Annotated in this window: 9 protein-coding genes; all 9 read left to right on the top strand. The window is 44.3% G+C overall.

The window, feature by feature from the left end:
- Window positions 1-135: 135 nt before the first annotated feature.
- Complete coding sequence (locus DW959_RS13440; RefSeq protein WP_117784457.1) at window positions 136-1,809, top strand: AMP-binding protein; 1,674 nt, start codon at window positions 136-138, stop codon at window positions 1,807-1,809.
- Between the two features lie 89 nt (window positions 1,810-1,898).
- Entirely contained in the window at window positions 1,899-2,339 is a 441-nt protein-coding gene (locus DW959_RS13435; RefSeq protein WP_117808115.1) for a thioesterase family protein, read from the top strand.
- A 438-nt stretch (window positions 2,340-2,777) separates the two neighbouring features.
- Window positions 2,778-4,826, top strand: coding sequence for a hypothetical protein (locus tag DW959_RS13430; RefSeq protein WP_117822347.1), 2,049 nt, complete (start codon window positions 2,778-2,780; stop codon window positions 4,824-4,826).
- A gap of 91 nt (window positions 4,827-4,917) precedes the next feature.
- Window positions 4,918-5,871, top strand: coding sequence for a DUF4430 domain-containing protein (locus DW959_RS13425; protein ID WP_117822346.1), 954 nt, complete (start codon window positions 4,918-4,920; stop codon window positions 5,869-5,871).
- Window positions 5,864-6,778: an energy-coupling factor transporter transmembrane component T gene (locus tag DW959_RS13420; RefSeq protein WP_179960572.1), complete on the top strand. Its 915-nt coding sequence runs from the start codon at window positions 5,864-5,866 to the stop codon at window positions 6,776-6,778. Before DW959_RS13425 ends, DW959_RS13420 begins: the two co-directional genes overlap by 8 nt.
- Entirely contained in the window at window positions 6,775-9,573 is a 2,799-nt protein-coding gene (locus DW959_RS14765; RefSeq protein WP_147340239.1) for an ECF transporter S component, read from the top strand. The genes DW959_RS13420 and DW959_RS14765 overlap by 4 nt, the downstream gene beginning before the upstream one ends.
- Window positions 9,566-10,255: a YkgJ family cysteine cluster protein gene (locus DW959_RS13410; protein ID WP_117808119.1), complete on the top strand. Its 690-nt coding sequence runs from the start codon at window positions 9,566-9,568 to the stop codon at window positions 10,253-10,255. The genes DW959_RS14765 and DW959_RS13410 overlap by 8 nt, the downstream gene beginning before the upstream one ends.
- A 58-nt stretch (window positions 10,256-10,313) precedes the next feature.
- Complete coding sequence (locus tag DW959_RS13405; protein WP_117822344.1) at window positions 10,314-13,709, top strand: ATP-binding protein; 3,396 nt, start codon at window positions 10,314-10,316, stop codon at window positions 13,707-13,709.
- Window positions 13,706-14,089, top strand: coding sequence for a response regulator (locus DW959_RS13400; RefSeq protein ID WP_117822343.1), 384 nt, complete (start codon window positions 13,706-13,708; stop codon window positions 14,087-14,089). The genes DW959_RS13405 and DW959_RS13400 overlap by 4 nt, the downstream gene beginning before the upstream one ends.
- Window positions 14,090-14,095 lie beyond the last annotated feature (6 nt).

Raw genomic sequence — 14,095 nt, 5'->3', positions numbered from 1 at the left:
TTTCAAACTACGTTTGAAGTTAACGAAAAACCCAGAATAAAGTCTGGAAAAACCGAGAACGAAGTTGCAAAAACGTGAAAAAAGGAAACACATTTTTCATTATATAGATCATTATTTTACGGAGGAACAGACAGTATGATAACAGAGTTAAAACCGGAAGAAGGAATTGCCGGAAAGTTTGTCAAGACAGCATTTGATGAGAATGGTGTATTAAGCAAGATTGAATTTACAAATGATGAGACCTTTAATTTTGCATTTGATGTAGTGGATGCATTAGCAGAAAAGACACCGGATAAGACAGCATTGATCTATGTGTCCAGAGATAAGGAAGAAAAGAAGTTTACATTTAAAGAGATCAAAGAGTATTCCAATATGGCAGCAAATTATTATAAGAGCCTTGGTATCAAGAAGGGCGACAGAGTGCTGCTGGTATTAAAGCGTCATTATCAGTTCTGGTTTACGATCCTTGCACTTCACAAGATTGGAGCTGTAGCAATTCCTGCAACCAATATCTTAAAGGTAGAAGATTACAGATACAGAATTGAAGCTGCAAATGTAAAGGCTGTTGTATGTACAGCTGATGACAAGATTCCGGATGCAATGGCAGCCATCGATCCGGATGATAAGGTGATCAAGGTTATCGTAAATGGTGAGAGAGAGCATTTCCATCCATTTGATAAAGATATCCTTTCATTCAGCAAAGAATTTGCACGTCCGACAGGTGAAGATACAGTCTATGCACATGATACCATGATCATCATGTTCACATCAGGAACAACCAAGCATCCAAAGATGGTTGCACATAATCATCTGTATGCACTTGGACATTATATTACAGCAAGATATTGGCATAACGTAAAGACGGATGGTATTCATTTTACAGTATCCGATACTGGCTGGGGTAAGGCTCTCTGGGGCAAGCTCTATGGTCAGTGGTTATGCGAGACCTGTATCTTCGTTTATGATTTTGATGTATTCAGTGCAGACAATATCATGAAGCTTGTAGAACAGTACAAGATCACAACCTTCTGTGCGCCACCGACCCTTTACAGAATCCTTGTTAAGATGGATCTGAGCAAATACGACCTTTCCGCACTGACTTACTGCACAACTGCAGGAGAAGCTCTGAATCCGGAAGTATTCTATAAATTCAAAGAGATGACAGGATTTACGATCTTTGAAGGCTTTGGTCAGACAGAGACTACACTTGCGATCGGAAATCTGAAAAATACAACACCGAGACCGGGTTCCATGGGTAAGGCAAGCCCACTCTATGATGTTCACATTATGAGACCGGACGGAACACTTGCTGATGTAGATGAGACCGGTGAGATCGTTATTAAGATTGCAGATGGCGAACCATATGGTCTGTTCTCTACTTATAATAATGATGAGAAAATGACAAAAGAAGTTAAGCACGACGGTTATTACCACATGGGTGATACCGCATATATGGACAAGGATGGATATTTCTGGTTCGTAGGCCGTGTGGATGATATCATCAAGGTTGCCGGATACCGTGTTGGACCTTTTGAGATTGAAAATGAGATTATGAAGATCCCATATGTTCTGGAATGTGCAGTTACAGCTATACCGGATGGAACCAGAGGACAGGCGATCAAGGCAACGATCGTTCTGACAGAAGGAACGGTTGGCGATGATAACCTGAAGAAAGAGCTGAAGCGTTATTTCAAGGAGAACATGGCGAGCTACAAACGTCCTCGTGTGATCGAATTTGTCGATGAGATGCCAAAGACGATCAGTGGTAAGGTAAGACGTGTAGAGATCAAAGAGAAAGACTGGAAATAAGTCCGGACGATTATCTGCTGGGATAGATTACAGGCAGATGAAATGACATAGCCTGTGAGAAGCAGGCAGGAAATGGAGATGTTCATAAAATGATAGATATGGAAATTAAGCCATATGAGCGTATGGTTTATTACTATGAAACTGACAGAATGGGAATTGTTCATCATTCTAACTATATCAGATGGTTTGAGGAAGCGAGACTGGACTGGATGAAGCAGATTGGATGGGATTACAAGACCATCGAGGACGACAATATCATTATTCCGGTATTGTCGGTATCTGCGGAATACAAAACCATGTCCAGATATGGAGACAACATTGTGATCTATGTAAAGCTTGCAGAGTACACAGGCATCCGTATTGGATTTTCCTATGAAGTACATGACAAGAAGACTGGAGAGCTTCGGTGCGTCGGCACATCCTGTCATTGTCTGCTGGATGAGAACAATAAGCCGGTGTTCATGCGGAAACGTTATCCGGAGAAGGATGCGTTCTTCAAGGAGCTCATGAAGCAGCAGGCTGAAGAATAATATTATAAAAAACGCCCACACCGTGATCAGATCATTTCTTTATGCAGAACACTTTCGTTCTGTGTCTCACGTAGCGGTACTAAATTCACCGCAGAGCGGTTCATCAAGGACCGACGGGAGACAAGGTCTGCCAAAAGAAATATCTGATCACAGCGTGGGCGTTTTTTATAGCTACATTTGTTTGTGTCTCACGTAACGCAAGTGCTCTGCATAAAGAAATGATCCGGACATGGTGAGAGTTTTATAGAATTGCCAAGTTTCCCTGCCAGATCCTCGCTGTTGACACATTGTTTTATAATTGCTAGTATAGGCTTGATATAGGGGATTTCCATGCGGAATCAGGTATTATGTATGAGCTTGTTAGGAAAACTTGTTAAGAAAGATTATGAAGATCATGGCTGCAGGGCATGATGTATTTTGAAATGATATGAGGTTAGAATGAGAAAGATAAAAGAAAACAGAGAGAAAATGTATAGATCGCGTTGGACGAAAATTGTTAGTTATATGTTGGTAATGGTGATGGCTGTTTCCTTGTTTGGACAGGTTGCTGTGAATGGAGCATTTGACGGAACTGGCAAACAGGCAGGCACAGGTGTGATCGCGGGGCTTAGCCAGGTAGAGGCAGCTTCGGATACTTCTATTGATTATAAGGCGGCTTTGAAGGAAACGTCTGTTGCAATCGAGAAAAAACTGACAACCTATAAGGTGGAAGTGGCAGATGAAACAGGCGGAACTTCCGTCGTAGACTGGTATGGTCCTGCAAATGCTTCAATCGGTGGCGAGTGGGCTGTGATCGGAGAAAGCCGTTATGGACGGAAGAATGTATTGTGGTATCGTGCCTATTATGAGAATCTGGTACGGGTATTACAGGCAGCCGGAGAAGCACAGGCATCTGCTGATGGAACAACTACAGGCGGAAGTGCAAAGACTGTGCCATTGAAGCTCGACAGCAGAAAGGGAACGGAAAATTCCAGAGCCATTCTTGCACTGACTGCTATGGGGATAGATGCGTCAAACGTAGAAGGGTATGATCTGACAGCAGCTTTGTCGGATATGACATATGTAAAAAAACAGGGCTTAAATGGACCAATCTGGGCGTTGATTGCGCTGGATTCCGGTAATTATGAGATACCGCAGATCACATCGGGTAAAACAACAGCCCAGGTATCCAGAGAAAAATTGTTATCTTATATATTAAGCAGTGAGCTTACAGATGGTGGATTTAATCTGACGAAAAGTGATTCACAGGGGGCAGATCCGGATGTGACAGCAATGGCATTGCAGGCATTTGCACCATATTATACCGGACGGATAACTGTTGGAACAGAACTTCAGAAGCAGATCAGGGAAGCAGTGGACCGGAACATACAAGTTCTCTCAGATATGCAGAAAACCTCCGGAGCATACAGTTCATATGGAAGTGAGAATGCAGAAAGCACGGCACAGGTGCTGGTGGCTTTATCCAGTCTTGGAATTGATGGAAGAACGGACAGTCGTTTTGTAAAAAATGGAAAGTCTGTGCTGGATGGTCTGTTGTATTTTTATATATCATCAACCGGAATGTTTAAACATGTAGACACGGAAAAATCCGGCAATCAGATGGCGACCGAGCAGTCGTTTTACGCATTGGTAGCGTATCAGAGGTTCCAGAATAAAAAGGCAACCTTGTATGATATGACAGATGCGGATAAAGCATGTGTTATGGATCTGACAGATTGCAGCGTAACCATTTCAAAGACCGCATACATATATACCGGAAAGACGATCAGACCTGCAGTGACTGTTACCTGTAAAAAGCTGGATGGAACAACGATCACTTTAAAAAAAGACACAGATTATACAGTCACATATAAGAATAATAAAATGCCGGGCAAGGCAACGGTCGTAGTAAAAGGTAAGGGTGATTATACTGGAAGCGTAAGCAGAACGATCACGATCGCACCGACGGCAACGGTGATTTCTTCGGTGACAAATACAGAAACCGGAATCCGGCTGAAATGGAAAAAGACGACAGACGCAGAGAAATATATCATATATCGTAAAGCGAAAAATGGCTCCTGGAAGAAATATAAGTCGGTAAAGGCGGCAAATGGATGTTCCTTTACAGATACTAAAGTTACAAATGGAAGCAAATACGCATATAAGATACGGGCGTATGCGGATGGTGTATATGGAGCATACAGTTCCATACACACAATATACCGAGTAAAACAGCCAGCCCTGAAAGTAAAAAAGACAGGAAAAGGCAGACTGAAGTGTTCCTGGAAGAAGAACACGAAGGCGAACAGTTACCAGATCATGTATGGAACGAAGGCGTCCATGCAGGGGGCAAAGACGATCGCGATAAAAAAAGCCGGAACCGTGAAAAAGACTATAGCCGGATTAAAAGCCGGAAAGAAATACTATGTACGGATCCGGAGCTGTAAAACGGTGAATAAAAGGAAGTATTACAGCAGTTGGAGCAAGACCGTAAATATCCGGGCGTGATCGGGATCGTAGAAGCTGACTAAACATGCAGATACCCGGAGAACAGAAACTACAGGTACAATAAATACCGTATGACAGAAAGCAGCAGCATATGAAGTTCATTAAAAAAAATTTAAAAAAAATAATTGGTATTCTGGCGGTGGTGCTGATCCTTACCATGGCATTCTGGTATGGTGGAAATGCACCGGGTTCCAGAGGCTTTTCCGGATTTGGAAAGCAGCATACGGAATCCCGGAATTCGACCGAACTGGCAGAAACTGAAACCGGTCAGGAGGAAACCGGAAGGTCATCGATGACGGAATCGGAAACAACAGACGGTCAGGACGCTGATAGTCAGGACACGGATCGTACAGATGAGACATCAGAAGGAGTGGCAACAGAAGATGGACAGGATCCATATGGCCCGGATGGACAAGGCTCCTCAGGGACGACAGAGGTTCTGACCGAACAGCCAACGACGGAACAAACGACTGAAACAAAAGAACCGAAAACAACGGAACAGCCAACGACGGAAGAAGAACCGGGGCAGAATACGACAGAAGCTCCAACGACGGAACGGCCGGCGCATCAGAAACCGGAGAAGCCTGCAACAACGGAAGAACCGGAAACGACAGAGCAGAAGCAGACCGAGGAGCAGACATATACCTGCACGATATCGATTAACTGCGATAATATTCTGAAAAACTGGAATATGTTAGATAAGAGTAAGCAGTCCTGTGTACCTGCCGATGGCTGGATACTGAAGGAAGTCGAGGTAGAATTTAAAAAGGGACAGACCGTATTTGATGTATTAAAGGATATTACGAAAAAAAAGAGTATACAGCTTGAATATTCCTTTACTGCATTATACGGAAGCTACTACATTGAGGGAATTCATAATCTGTATGAATTTGACTGCGGAGAATTATCCGGTTGGGAGTATTGTGTCAATGGGAAGTTCCCGGCATTTGGATGCTCAAAATATGTATTGAAAGATGGAGATAAGATTGAATGGAAATACACCTGTGACCTTGGAGCAGATGTAGGAAATCCATATTTTGAATAACAGACAGGAGAAACAGGTGAAGAAGATCAGAAGGGATGCATTTGCAGACAGTCATCCAATCGTGAATTTGATATATTTTATATTTGTCATCGGATTTGCAATGATGTCGCTTCATCCGGTTAGTTTAGGGATCGCTTTTTTGGGAGCGGTCTCATATTCTATCTGCCTGAATGGCAGACGGGCACTATATCAGAATCTGCGCTATATGCTGCCGGTTGTGATATTGACGGCACTCATTAATCCGGTATTCAGTCATCAGGGGGTGACGATCCTGCGGTATCTGCCGTCCGGCAATCCGCTGACGCTCGAATCTATTCTGTATGGTATAGCGGCTGCTGTAATGCTGGTGACAGTACTGTGCTGGTTCTCATCCTTCAATAGGATCATGACTTCTGATAAAATGATCTATCTGTTTGGGCGGCTGGCACCGTATCTGTCGATCGTTCTGTCTATGACGTTGAAGTTCCTGCCGGAATTTACCGCAAGGATCCGACAGGTATATCAGGCACAGAAAGCGGCAGGCTGTGTGATGTCTGGGAAATATTTTAAACGGCTTCGAACCGGTATGCGGGTGATCTCTTCGGCAGCAACCTGGGCGTTAGAACGGGCGGTCATAACAGGTGACAGTATGAAGAGCCGGGGATATGGGTTAAAAGGCAGGACAGCATATTCGTTATTTCATTTTAGAAAAAGTGATGGCTGCTGTCTGGTCGTGATTCTGGCAGCGGGAAGCTTTGTTGCGGCAGGAATGATCCGGGGCGTGATCGATTGGCAGTATTATCCGGATATAACAGGAAATGGATCAGACGGAATGGGAACTGCGGTATTTGCAGGCTATCTGTTATTAGTAAGCCTGCCATGTGTGATGCATTTGTATCAGGCAATCCGGGAAAGGAAGAAAAGATGAAATTATATGAGATCGATAATCTGACATTTGCATATCCGGATATTGCATCGGAGAGGGATGATGTTTATCTGAAGCCGGTATTAAAGGATATCGGCCTTTCCATAGAAAAGGGCAGCTTTGTCATTGTCGCAGGTGGTTCCGGAAGTGGGAAGACGACATTGCTCAGACAGTTGAAATCCGTTTTGACACCTCGTGGAAAACGGGAAGGAACTGTCTGTTTTCAGGGGAAAAAACTTGGAGACATAGATGATCGTGTACAGACGGAGCAGATCGGATTTGTTGTACAGGATGTAGATGCACAGCTTGTAACGGATAAGGTATGGCATGAGCTTGCATTTGGGCTGGAAAGTCTTGGATATGATAATGCCTTTATTCAGAAGCGGGTAGCGGAAATGTGCTCATTCTTTGGTCTGGATGGGATTTTTCACAAAAAGGTAAATGAATTGTCCGGCGGACAGAAGCAGTTGGTAAACCTGGCATCAGTCATGGCAATGGCGCCGGAGGTGGTGATCTTAGATGAGCCGGCAAGCCAGTTAGATCCAATGGCAGCGAGGGAATTTTTTCAGTGCCTGTATCGTATTAACCGGGAACTTGGAACTACAGTGATCCTGACAGAACACAGACTGGAGGAAATCTGGCCGATGTGCAGCCAGTTCATTCTGATGGAAGATGGCAGAGTGATCTATGATGGAAGCATTGCAGATGGCGTGGTGCTGTTGGCACAGAATGCACCGGCAATCGAGATCCCTGCGGCATGCAGGATAGCATTTGGATTGTCAGGTTATGGAGTTACAGACTGTCCGGTTACAGTTGCAGAGGGCAGAGAATGGCTGCGGCAGTATGATGAGAAACATGAACAGATGGCAGCAGGGGGACAGTCAGAGCAGGCGGATACGCAGGGAAAAAATCAGACAGCGGAGAACGTGATCGATATTAAGGATGTATTTTTTCATTATCCATCCATGGAGAAAGAGGTATTGTCCGGACTTACCTTGTCGGTAAAGCGGCAGGAGATCCTTGCCATAAATGGTACAAATGGATGCGGAAAGTCAACATTGTTATCCCTGATCGCAGGGAACTACCGGCCGGACAGAGGCAGGATCCGGCGGGAGAAGCAACTCCGGATCGGATATCTTCCGCAGGATCCCAAGCTGTTATTTACTGCAAATACAGTTGGAGAAGAACTGGGACTGATCCGCAGACATGGGACGTTTGAGGTGGCGGAGCAGGAGATTTCGAAGGAGACAATATGGAACAGTATTCATTTCTGCCGGCTGGAATCTGTACTGACGCAGCATCCATATGATCTGTCAGGGGGAGAACAGCAGAGACTTGGACTTGCAAAGGTACTGCTTGCTGCTCCGGATGTGATACTGATGGATGAACCGACAAAGGGCATGGATGCAGCATTTAAAAAGCGGTTTTCGCATATGATGAAGAAGCTTAAAGCTTCCGGACATACGATCGTGATGGTAAGTCATGATATTGAATTCTGTGCAGAAACGGCTGACAGGATCTGTCTGATCTTTGATGGCAGAGTGGCAACGGTTGCGGGAACAAACGATTATTTTTCAGGAAATGAATTCTATACGACTGCGGCAGCCAGAATAGCAAAAGGAACAATTCGGGACGCTGTAACGGTTGAGGATATTCTGCATGCATATGGTAAAACCGGTGCTTGGGATCAACCGGATGACGATATAGATGACGGAATTGTATGGACAGATACTGGGAACAGGAAGGAAAATGACGAAGCAAAGCAGGAAGAAGACCGGATAGGAAGCGGCACTCAAAGCGAGATATCAATACAGGAGAAAAAACCGGAAAAAATGTCATTTGTCCGAAAACTGGGACTTCTACTTACAACGGTTATCATGGCGTTCTGTTTTTATAAGACAATGACACAGGCGGATCTGACCCGGCTGATTGAGGATGGAACGGTGACCGGAGAAGGTATACAATATCTGATCTTGTATGGTATATTTATATTGGCAACGGTCATATATATTCTGTTGCTGCGTCCGGTCGGAAGAAACAGGGATCAGGATATTGACCTGCGCAGAAGGAACCGGATCAGCAGAAAAAAATTGATCATAACGGTTCTTTGTATTGCAGCAGTGGCAGGAACGATCTGGTTTGGCAAGACGGTTCTGTCAGACCGGAAGTATTATTTTATTTCCCTTCTGGTTCTGATCGAAATGATGATACCGTTTCTCACAGCCTTTGAGACAAAGGCACTGGGAGCACGGGATATTGTAACGGTGGCAGTTCTGTGCGCGCTTGCTACAGTCGGAAGAACAGCATTTTTTATGATACCGAATTTTAATCCGGTTATGGCGATCGTGATCATCAGCGGGGTAGCATTTGGATGTGAGACCGGATTTGTGACCGGAGCGGTGACGATGCTGGTATCGAATATGGTATTTGGACAGGGACCGTGGACACCATGGCAGATGTTTTCACTTGGCCTGGTTGGTTTTGCGGCGGGGCTTGTATTTAATAACAGCCGGGTCAGAAGTCAGAATGTGACGAAACTTGGCTTGTGTATCTTTGGCGGCCTGTGCTGTATTCTGATCTATGGCGGTATCATGAATCCGGCGTCTGTGATCATGTGGCAGCCGGCAGTGAACCTTAAGATGATCGTGGCAGCGTATGTAACCGGCTTTCCGTTTGATGTGGTACAGGGATTTGCGACGGTTCTGTTTCTGTGGATCATGGCCCGGCCATTTTTGCTGAAACTGGACCGGATCAAGATAAAATATGGAGTATTGTGTGAGGTAAAACAGCATGCTTAGAAATTGTAGTCTGGAAGAGATATCGGATGGTCGTTTATACGATCAGACGGATATGGTAAAAGCATATTGCAATGAATGTAAAGGGTGTCATGCCTGCTGTGAGGGAATGGGAAATTCCATCATCTTAGATCCGCTGGATGTGAGCAGACTGACAAAGGAGACAGGGAAGAGTTTTGAAGCTCTGCTTGCCGATACGATAGAGTTAAATGTTGTAGATGGGTTGATCCTTCCAAATATCAAGATGGTAAATGGAACATGTACTTTTTTAAATGCAGAAGGCAGATGTGGGATCCATGCGGCAAGGCCGGGATTCTGCAGACTGTTTCCGCTTGGCAGATATTATGAGGATGGCGGATTTAAATACTTTCTTCAGATCCATGAATGTGATCGGGCAGGCAAGGTGAAGGTCAAGGTATCGAAATGGATCGATACACCGGATCTGCCGAGATATACAGAGTACATTAATGAGTGGCATGATTTTCAGAAGCAGGTGCAGGAGACATTTGCACGGATCCGTATGCAGGACGGGGCAGAAGAAAGTAAGGATGCACGGATCAAGCAGATGTGTATGTATATTCTGAATATCATGTATGTTGCGAGATATGAGGAGAACCGGGATTTTTATGAGCAGTTTGAGATGCGATTGGAGCATCTGAAGGAACTGCTTGAGTCAGGAATCTAGCAGACAGATCCTGATCGGGAACGGTATAAATGCGGATAAGAGGCGGGGAGTGTGAACGATGGTAAAAAGAGCATATAAAAGACTGGCATTTTATATAAGTATATTTGTGATCCTTATGGCAGGCGTGATCCTGATCTTCTGTGCAAGAGAGATCCGGGAGACAACGGAGCAGGTGGATGATGAGATGAACAATAATATAGATTATGCCGCTATGTCCTGTCAGAACTGCCTGTCGGATGCGATCGATATTCTGACAGTGAATTATTTCACAGTGCAGTATATGCATGAGTCGGGATATAGTATGGATGAGTTCCGTACATATTTTACCGAACAGACCGATTATCTGAAAAATGAAGAAAGTATGCAGTATCTGGGGATTTATGGATATATTGACGGAGAACTGATGCTGAGTACTGCATGGGAGCAGCCAGAGGGATATCGGATCGAGGATCGTTCCTGGTATCAGGAGATGAAGCAGAATGGTACAGAACTTACGATCACGACACCATATCTGGATATGAAGACGAACCGGCAGGTGGTATCCGTCGGACGTATGTTTCGGGACGGTTCGAACCTGATTGGTGTGGATGTTGATCTGGAGGTGCTGTCAGATCTTCTGAAAGAGTTGGATGCAGGAACGGGTGAGGTCTATATTGTAGATCAGACCGGAAGTATTATTGCAGGCGGAGAGTCTGCATATATGGGAAAGACACTGGACAGCATGTATCACAGAACGGACGCATATGAGACTTATGTTTCAGATATTGATAAGGAACTTGCGTTGGAGACAGAAGGTACGGTCAGTTATAAGACAGATAATGCATGGATATCTGTGAAGCCAATCCTTGATAACTGGTATGTGGTTGCGATCGTGGATAAGAATGAAGTCAGCAAACTGGCAGCAAAAAATGCAATTCCTTCTGCGGTGACACTGATTGTTGTACTGCTGGTATTCTTCATGCTTTATATGAACTTGTTTGTCCGTGTATACCGGACGGGAAAAAAGGGCAGAGCTTCGATTGGGATTGAACGGTATGAGTCCGGTTCTGTTCTGCAGGATAACAGGCGTGTAAAACAGGTTGTATTCTATGTATATATTTTATTGGCTACATATTTTGTCATGATGTTTTACAGGTTTCAGAAGGCTCCGGTGTTCATTGTTGTGACATTGACCACAATGTTGGTCAGCTTTCTTGTGACTTTTATCAGAAAGACTACGGTAAAGATACATGGATTATGTATGTCGGGCTGCCTGTTTGCAATCGTTGCGATGTATGGACTGGTACCGGGTGAACATAACCGCCTGACTGATATGTTTCTTGCGGCAGCCGTTGTTGTGTCATTGTACCAGAAGATGGAACTGAATATATTTATGCTGATCAGTACCATCGTTTATTATTTGTATATGGTTCTTGCCGGCCGCTATATATCACAGGCAGATCCACTCGATGTCAGCGAGACGGTTATGGATCTGCTTATCATATTGATTGGAAGTCTGATGCTTCTTGTGGTGATCGCATGGAACAAGCAGCTTCAGGTTCGTTTGAAACAGAAGGCAGAAGAAGCAGAGGCTGCGGCGAACAGCAAGTCCGCATTTCTTGCAAACATCTCACATGAGATCAGGACTCCGTTAAATGCGATCCTGGGTATGAATGAGCTGGTGCTCCGGGAGAGCAGACAGCCGCATATCAAGGAATACGCTATGTATATCAAGAATTCCGGTAAATCGTTGCTTACGATCATCAGTGATATTCTGGATCTGTCCAAGATTGAAGCCGGAAAGGTATATCTGGTGAATGAGAACTATTCGCTGAGCAGCCTTGTGGAGGATGTTGAACGATCCATCCAGAAGCGTATTATGGAAAAAGGGCTGGAACTTAAGATCTATGTAGAACCGGAGCTACATGAGAATTTGAAGGGTGACGAGGTGCGTATCAAACAGATTATTATGAACCTTTTAACAAATGCAGTAAAATATACAGAAAAGGGTGAAGTTCGTCTCTATATCACAGGAACTGTTATGGATAATAAACAGAACCTGACGATTGAAGTTTCCGATACTGGCATTGGTATGCGGAGTGAGGATATGGATAAGCTGTTTACAAATTTTGAACGACTGGATCTGAAGCGGAACCGCTCAGTTGAAGGTACAGGACTGGGACTTCCGATCACCAAGAATCTGCTGGTTGCAATGGGTGGAGATATTACAGTCAGCAGTGTATATGGTGAAGGTTCCACATTTACGGCAACGGTTGGACAGGAGATCGTAAATGAAGAACAGATCGGGGATTACAGAAAGAAATATAAAGAACAGCTTCATCAAGAGGTCTGTTATCAGGAGTCCTTCCATGCAGAGGATGCCCGGATCCTGGTTGTAGATGATAATGAGGTTAATCTGAAGGTCGTGGTTGGACTTGCAAAGAATACAAAACTTCAGATCGATACGGCACTTAGTGCGGCAGAAGGACTGGAACTGATCCGCCAGCATACCTATCAGCTTCTGCTGATCGATCATATGATGCCGGAAATGGATGGAATCGAGATGCTCCAGCATGTGAAGACCATGGATGGCGGCATTTATAAAGATATACCGGCAGTTGCGATTACGGCAAATGCATTATCAGGAGCAAAGCAAACGTATCTGGATGCTGGCTTCTGCGGTTATCTGTCGAAGCCGATCAATCCGGAACGCTTTGAACAGATCATTAAAGATAATCTTCCACAGGAATATGTAACGGAATGTGGAGACGGGAATGGAGATACTGTCACAGGAGGACAGGAAACAGACGGCACACCGGATCTACAGCAGGCAGAAGAATGGAGCATACCGGGAATTGATATCGCGAAAGCCTTATCCTATATTGGCGGAAGCAGAGAGCTGTATATCAGTCTGCTGCAGACTTATCTGGATGGAAGTGAAGAACGGATCCAGAAGCTTGAAGAATGTAAGAACAAAGAAGACATTTTTAATTATGATATAACGATCCACGGCCTGAAGGGAATATCCGCAAGCATTGGTGCAGATTCTATGGCGGCAGCCGCTGCAGGGCTGGAAGAAGCATGTAAGGATCCACAGACGGCATTGGCGTACATTCAGATGAATCATGACCAGGCAGTAAGCCAGTACCGGGAGCTTCTGGAGCAGATAAAAAAATGGCTTGCGAATATAGAAACAGATGGTAAAATAGAAAAAGAAGCGGTCACAAATATAACGGAGATGCTTACGATCATCAGTGAATTAAAAACTGCTGTTTTTGAGTATAAAGAGAAAGCTGCATGCACCTGTCTGGAACGATTGTACAAGATAGAGATACCGGAGTTAGCAGATGAAATGGGTGCAAAGTATTATGGAATACTCGATAAGCTGTATCAGTATGTTTCAGATTATGATATGGATAAAGCTTATGAACTGGCAGAAAAACTGGAAACGGATATTAGGAGGATACTTAAGTGAAACGAACAGTATTGGTTATAGATGATGATAAGATGATACTTGATATGATCCAGGGAATCCTGGAGGACAAATTTGAAGTATCAGCCGTGAATGATGGACAGAAGGCGTTCCGTGTCCTTGAACGGATTCATCCGGATGTCATCCTGTTGGATCTGAAGATGCCGGGTATGGATGGATATGATGTGATATCCAGACTGAAGGTGAATCAGGAATATAAGAGTATTCCGGTTATTTTCCTGACGGCAGTTACAGATGAGTATTCAGAGACAAAATGCTTTGAAGCAGGAGCGGAAGACTACATCTGTAAACCATTTACAGCGAATGCATTAACAGCGCGGCTCGAACGTGTCTTAAATATTCATGAGTGTGTAAGGATATAAGAAACA

This window comes from Clostridium sp. AM46-21, assembly GCF_003480025.1.
In the GTDB taxonomy this organism is placed as follows: Bacteria; Bacillota; Clostridia; order Lachnospirales; family Lachnospiraceae; genus Coprococcus; species Coprococcus ammoniilyticus.
The sequence above is the reverse complement of the archived record's forward strand: the minus strand, read 5'-3'. Positions and strand labels throughout refer to the sequence as shown.

Bases quoted from the DNA above. Each gene is read 5' to 3' on its own strand.
- DW959_RS13440 (WP_117784457.1), top strand. From the start codon at position 136: ATGATAACAGAGTTAAAACCGGAAGAAGGAATTGCCGGAAAGTTTGTC.
- DW959_RS13435 (WP_117808115.1), top strand. From the start codon at position 1,899: ATGATAGATATGGAAATTAAGCCATATGAGCGTATGGTTTATTACTAT.
- DW959_RS13430 (WP_117822347.1), top strand. From the start codon at position 2,778: ATGAGAAAGATAAAAGAAAACAGAGAGAAAATGTATAGATCGCGTTGG.
- DW959_RS13425 (WP_117822346.1), top strand. From the start codon at position 4,918: ATGAAGTTCATTAAAAAAAATTTAAAAAAAATAATTGGTATTCTGGCG.
- DW959_RS14765 (WP_147340239.1), top strand. From the start codon at position 6,775: ATGAAATTATATGAGATCGATAATCTGACATTTGCATATCCGGATATT.
- DW959_RS13410 (WP_117808119.1), top strand. From the start codon at position 9,566: ATGCTTAGAAATTGTAGTCTGGAAGAGATATCGGATGGTCGTTTATAC.
- DW959_RS13405 (WP_117822344.1), top strand. From the start codon at position 10,314: ATGGTAAAAAGAGCATATAAAAGACTGGCATTTTATATAAGTATATTT.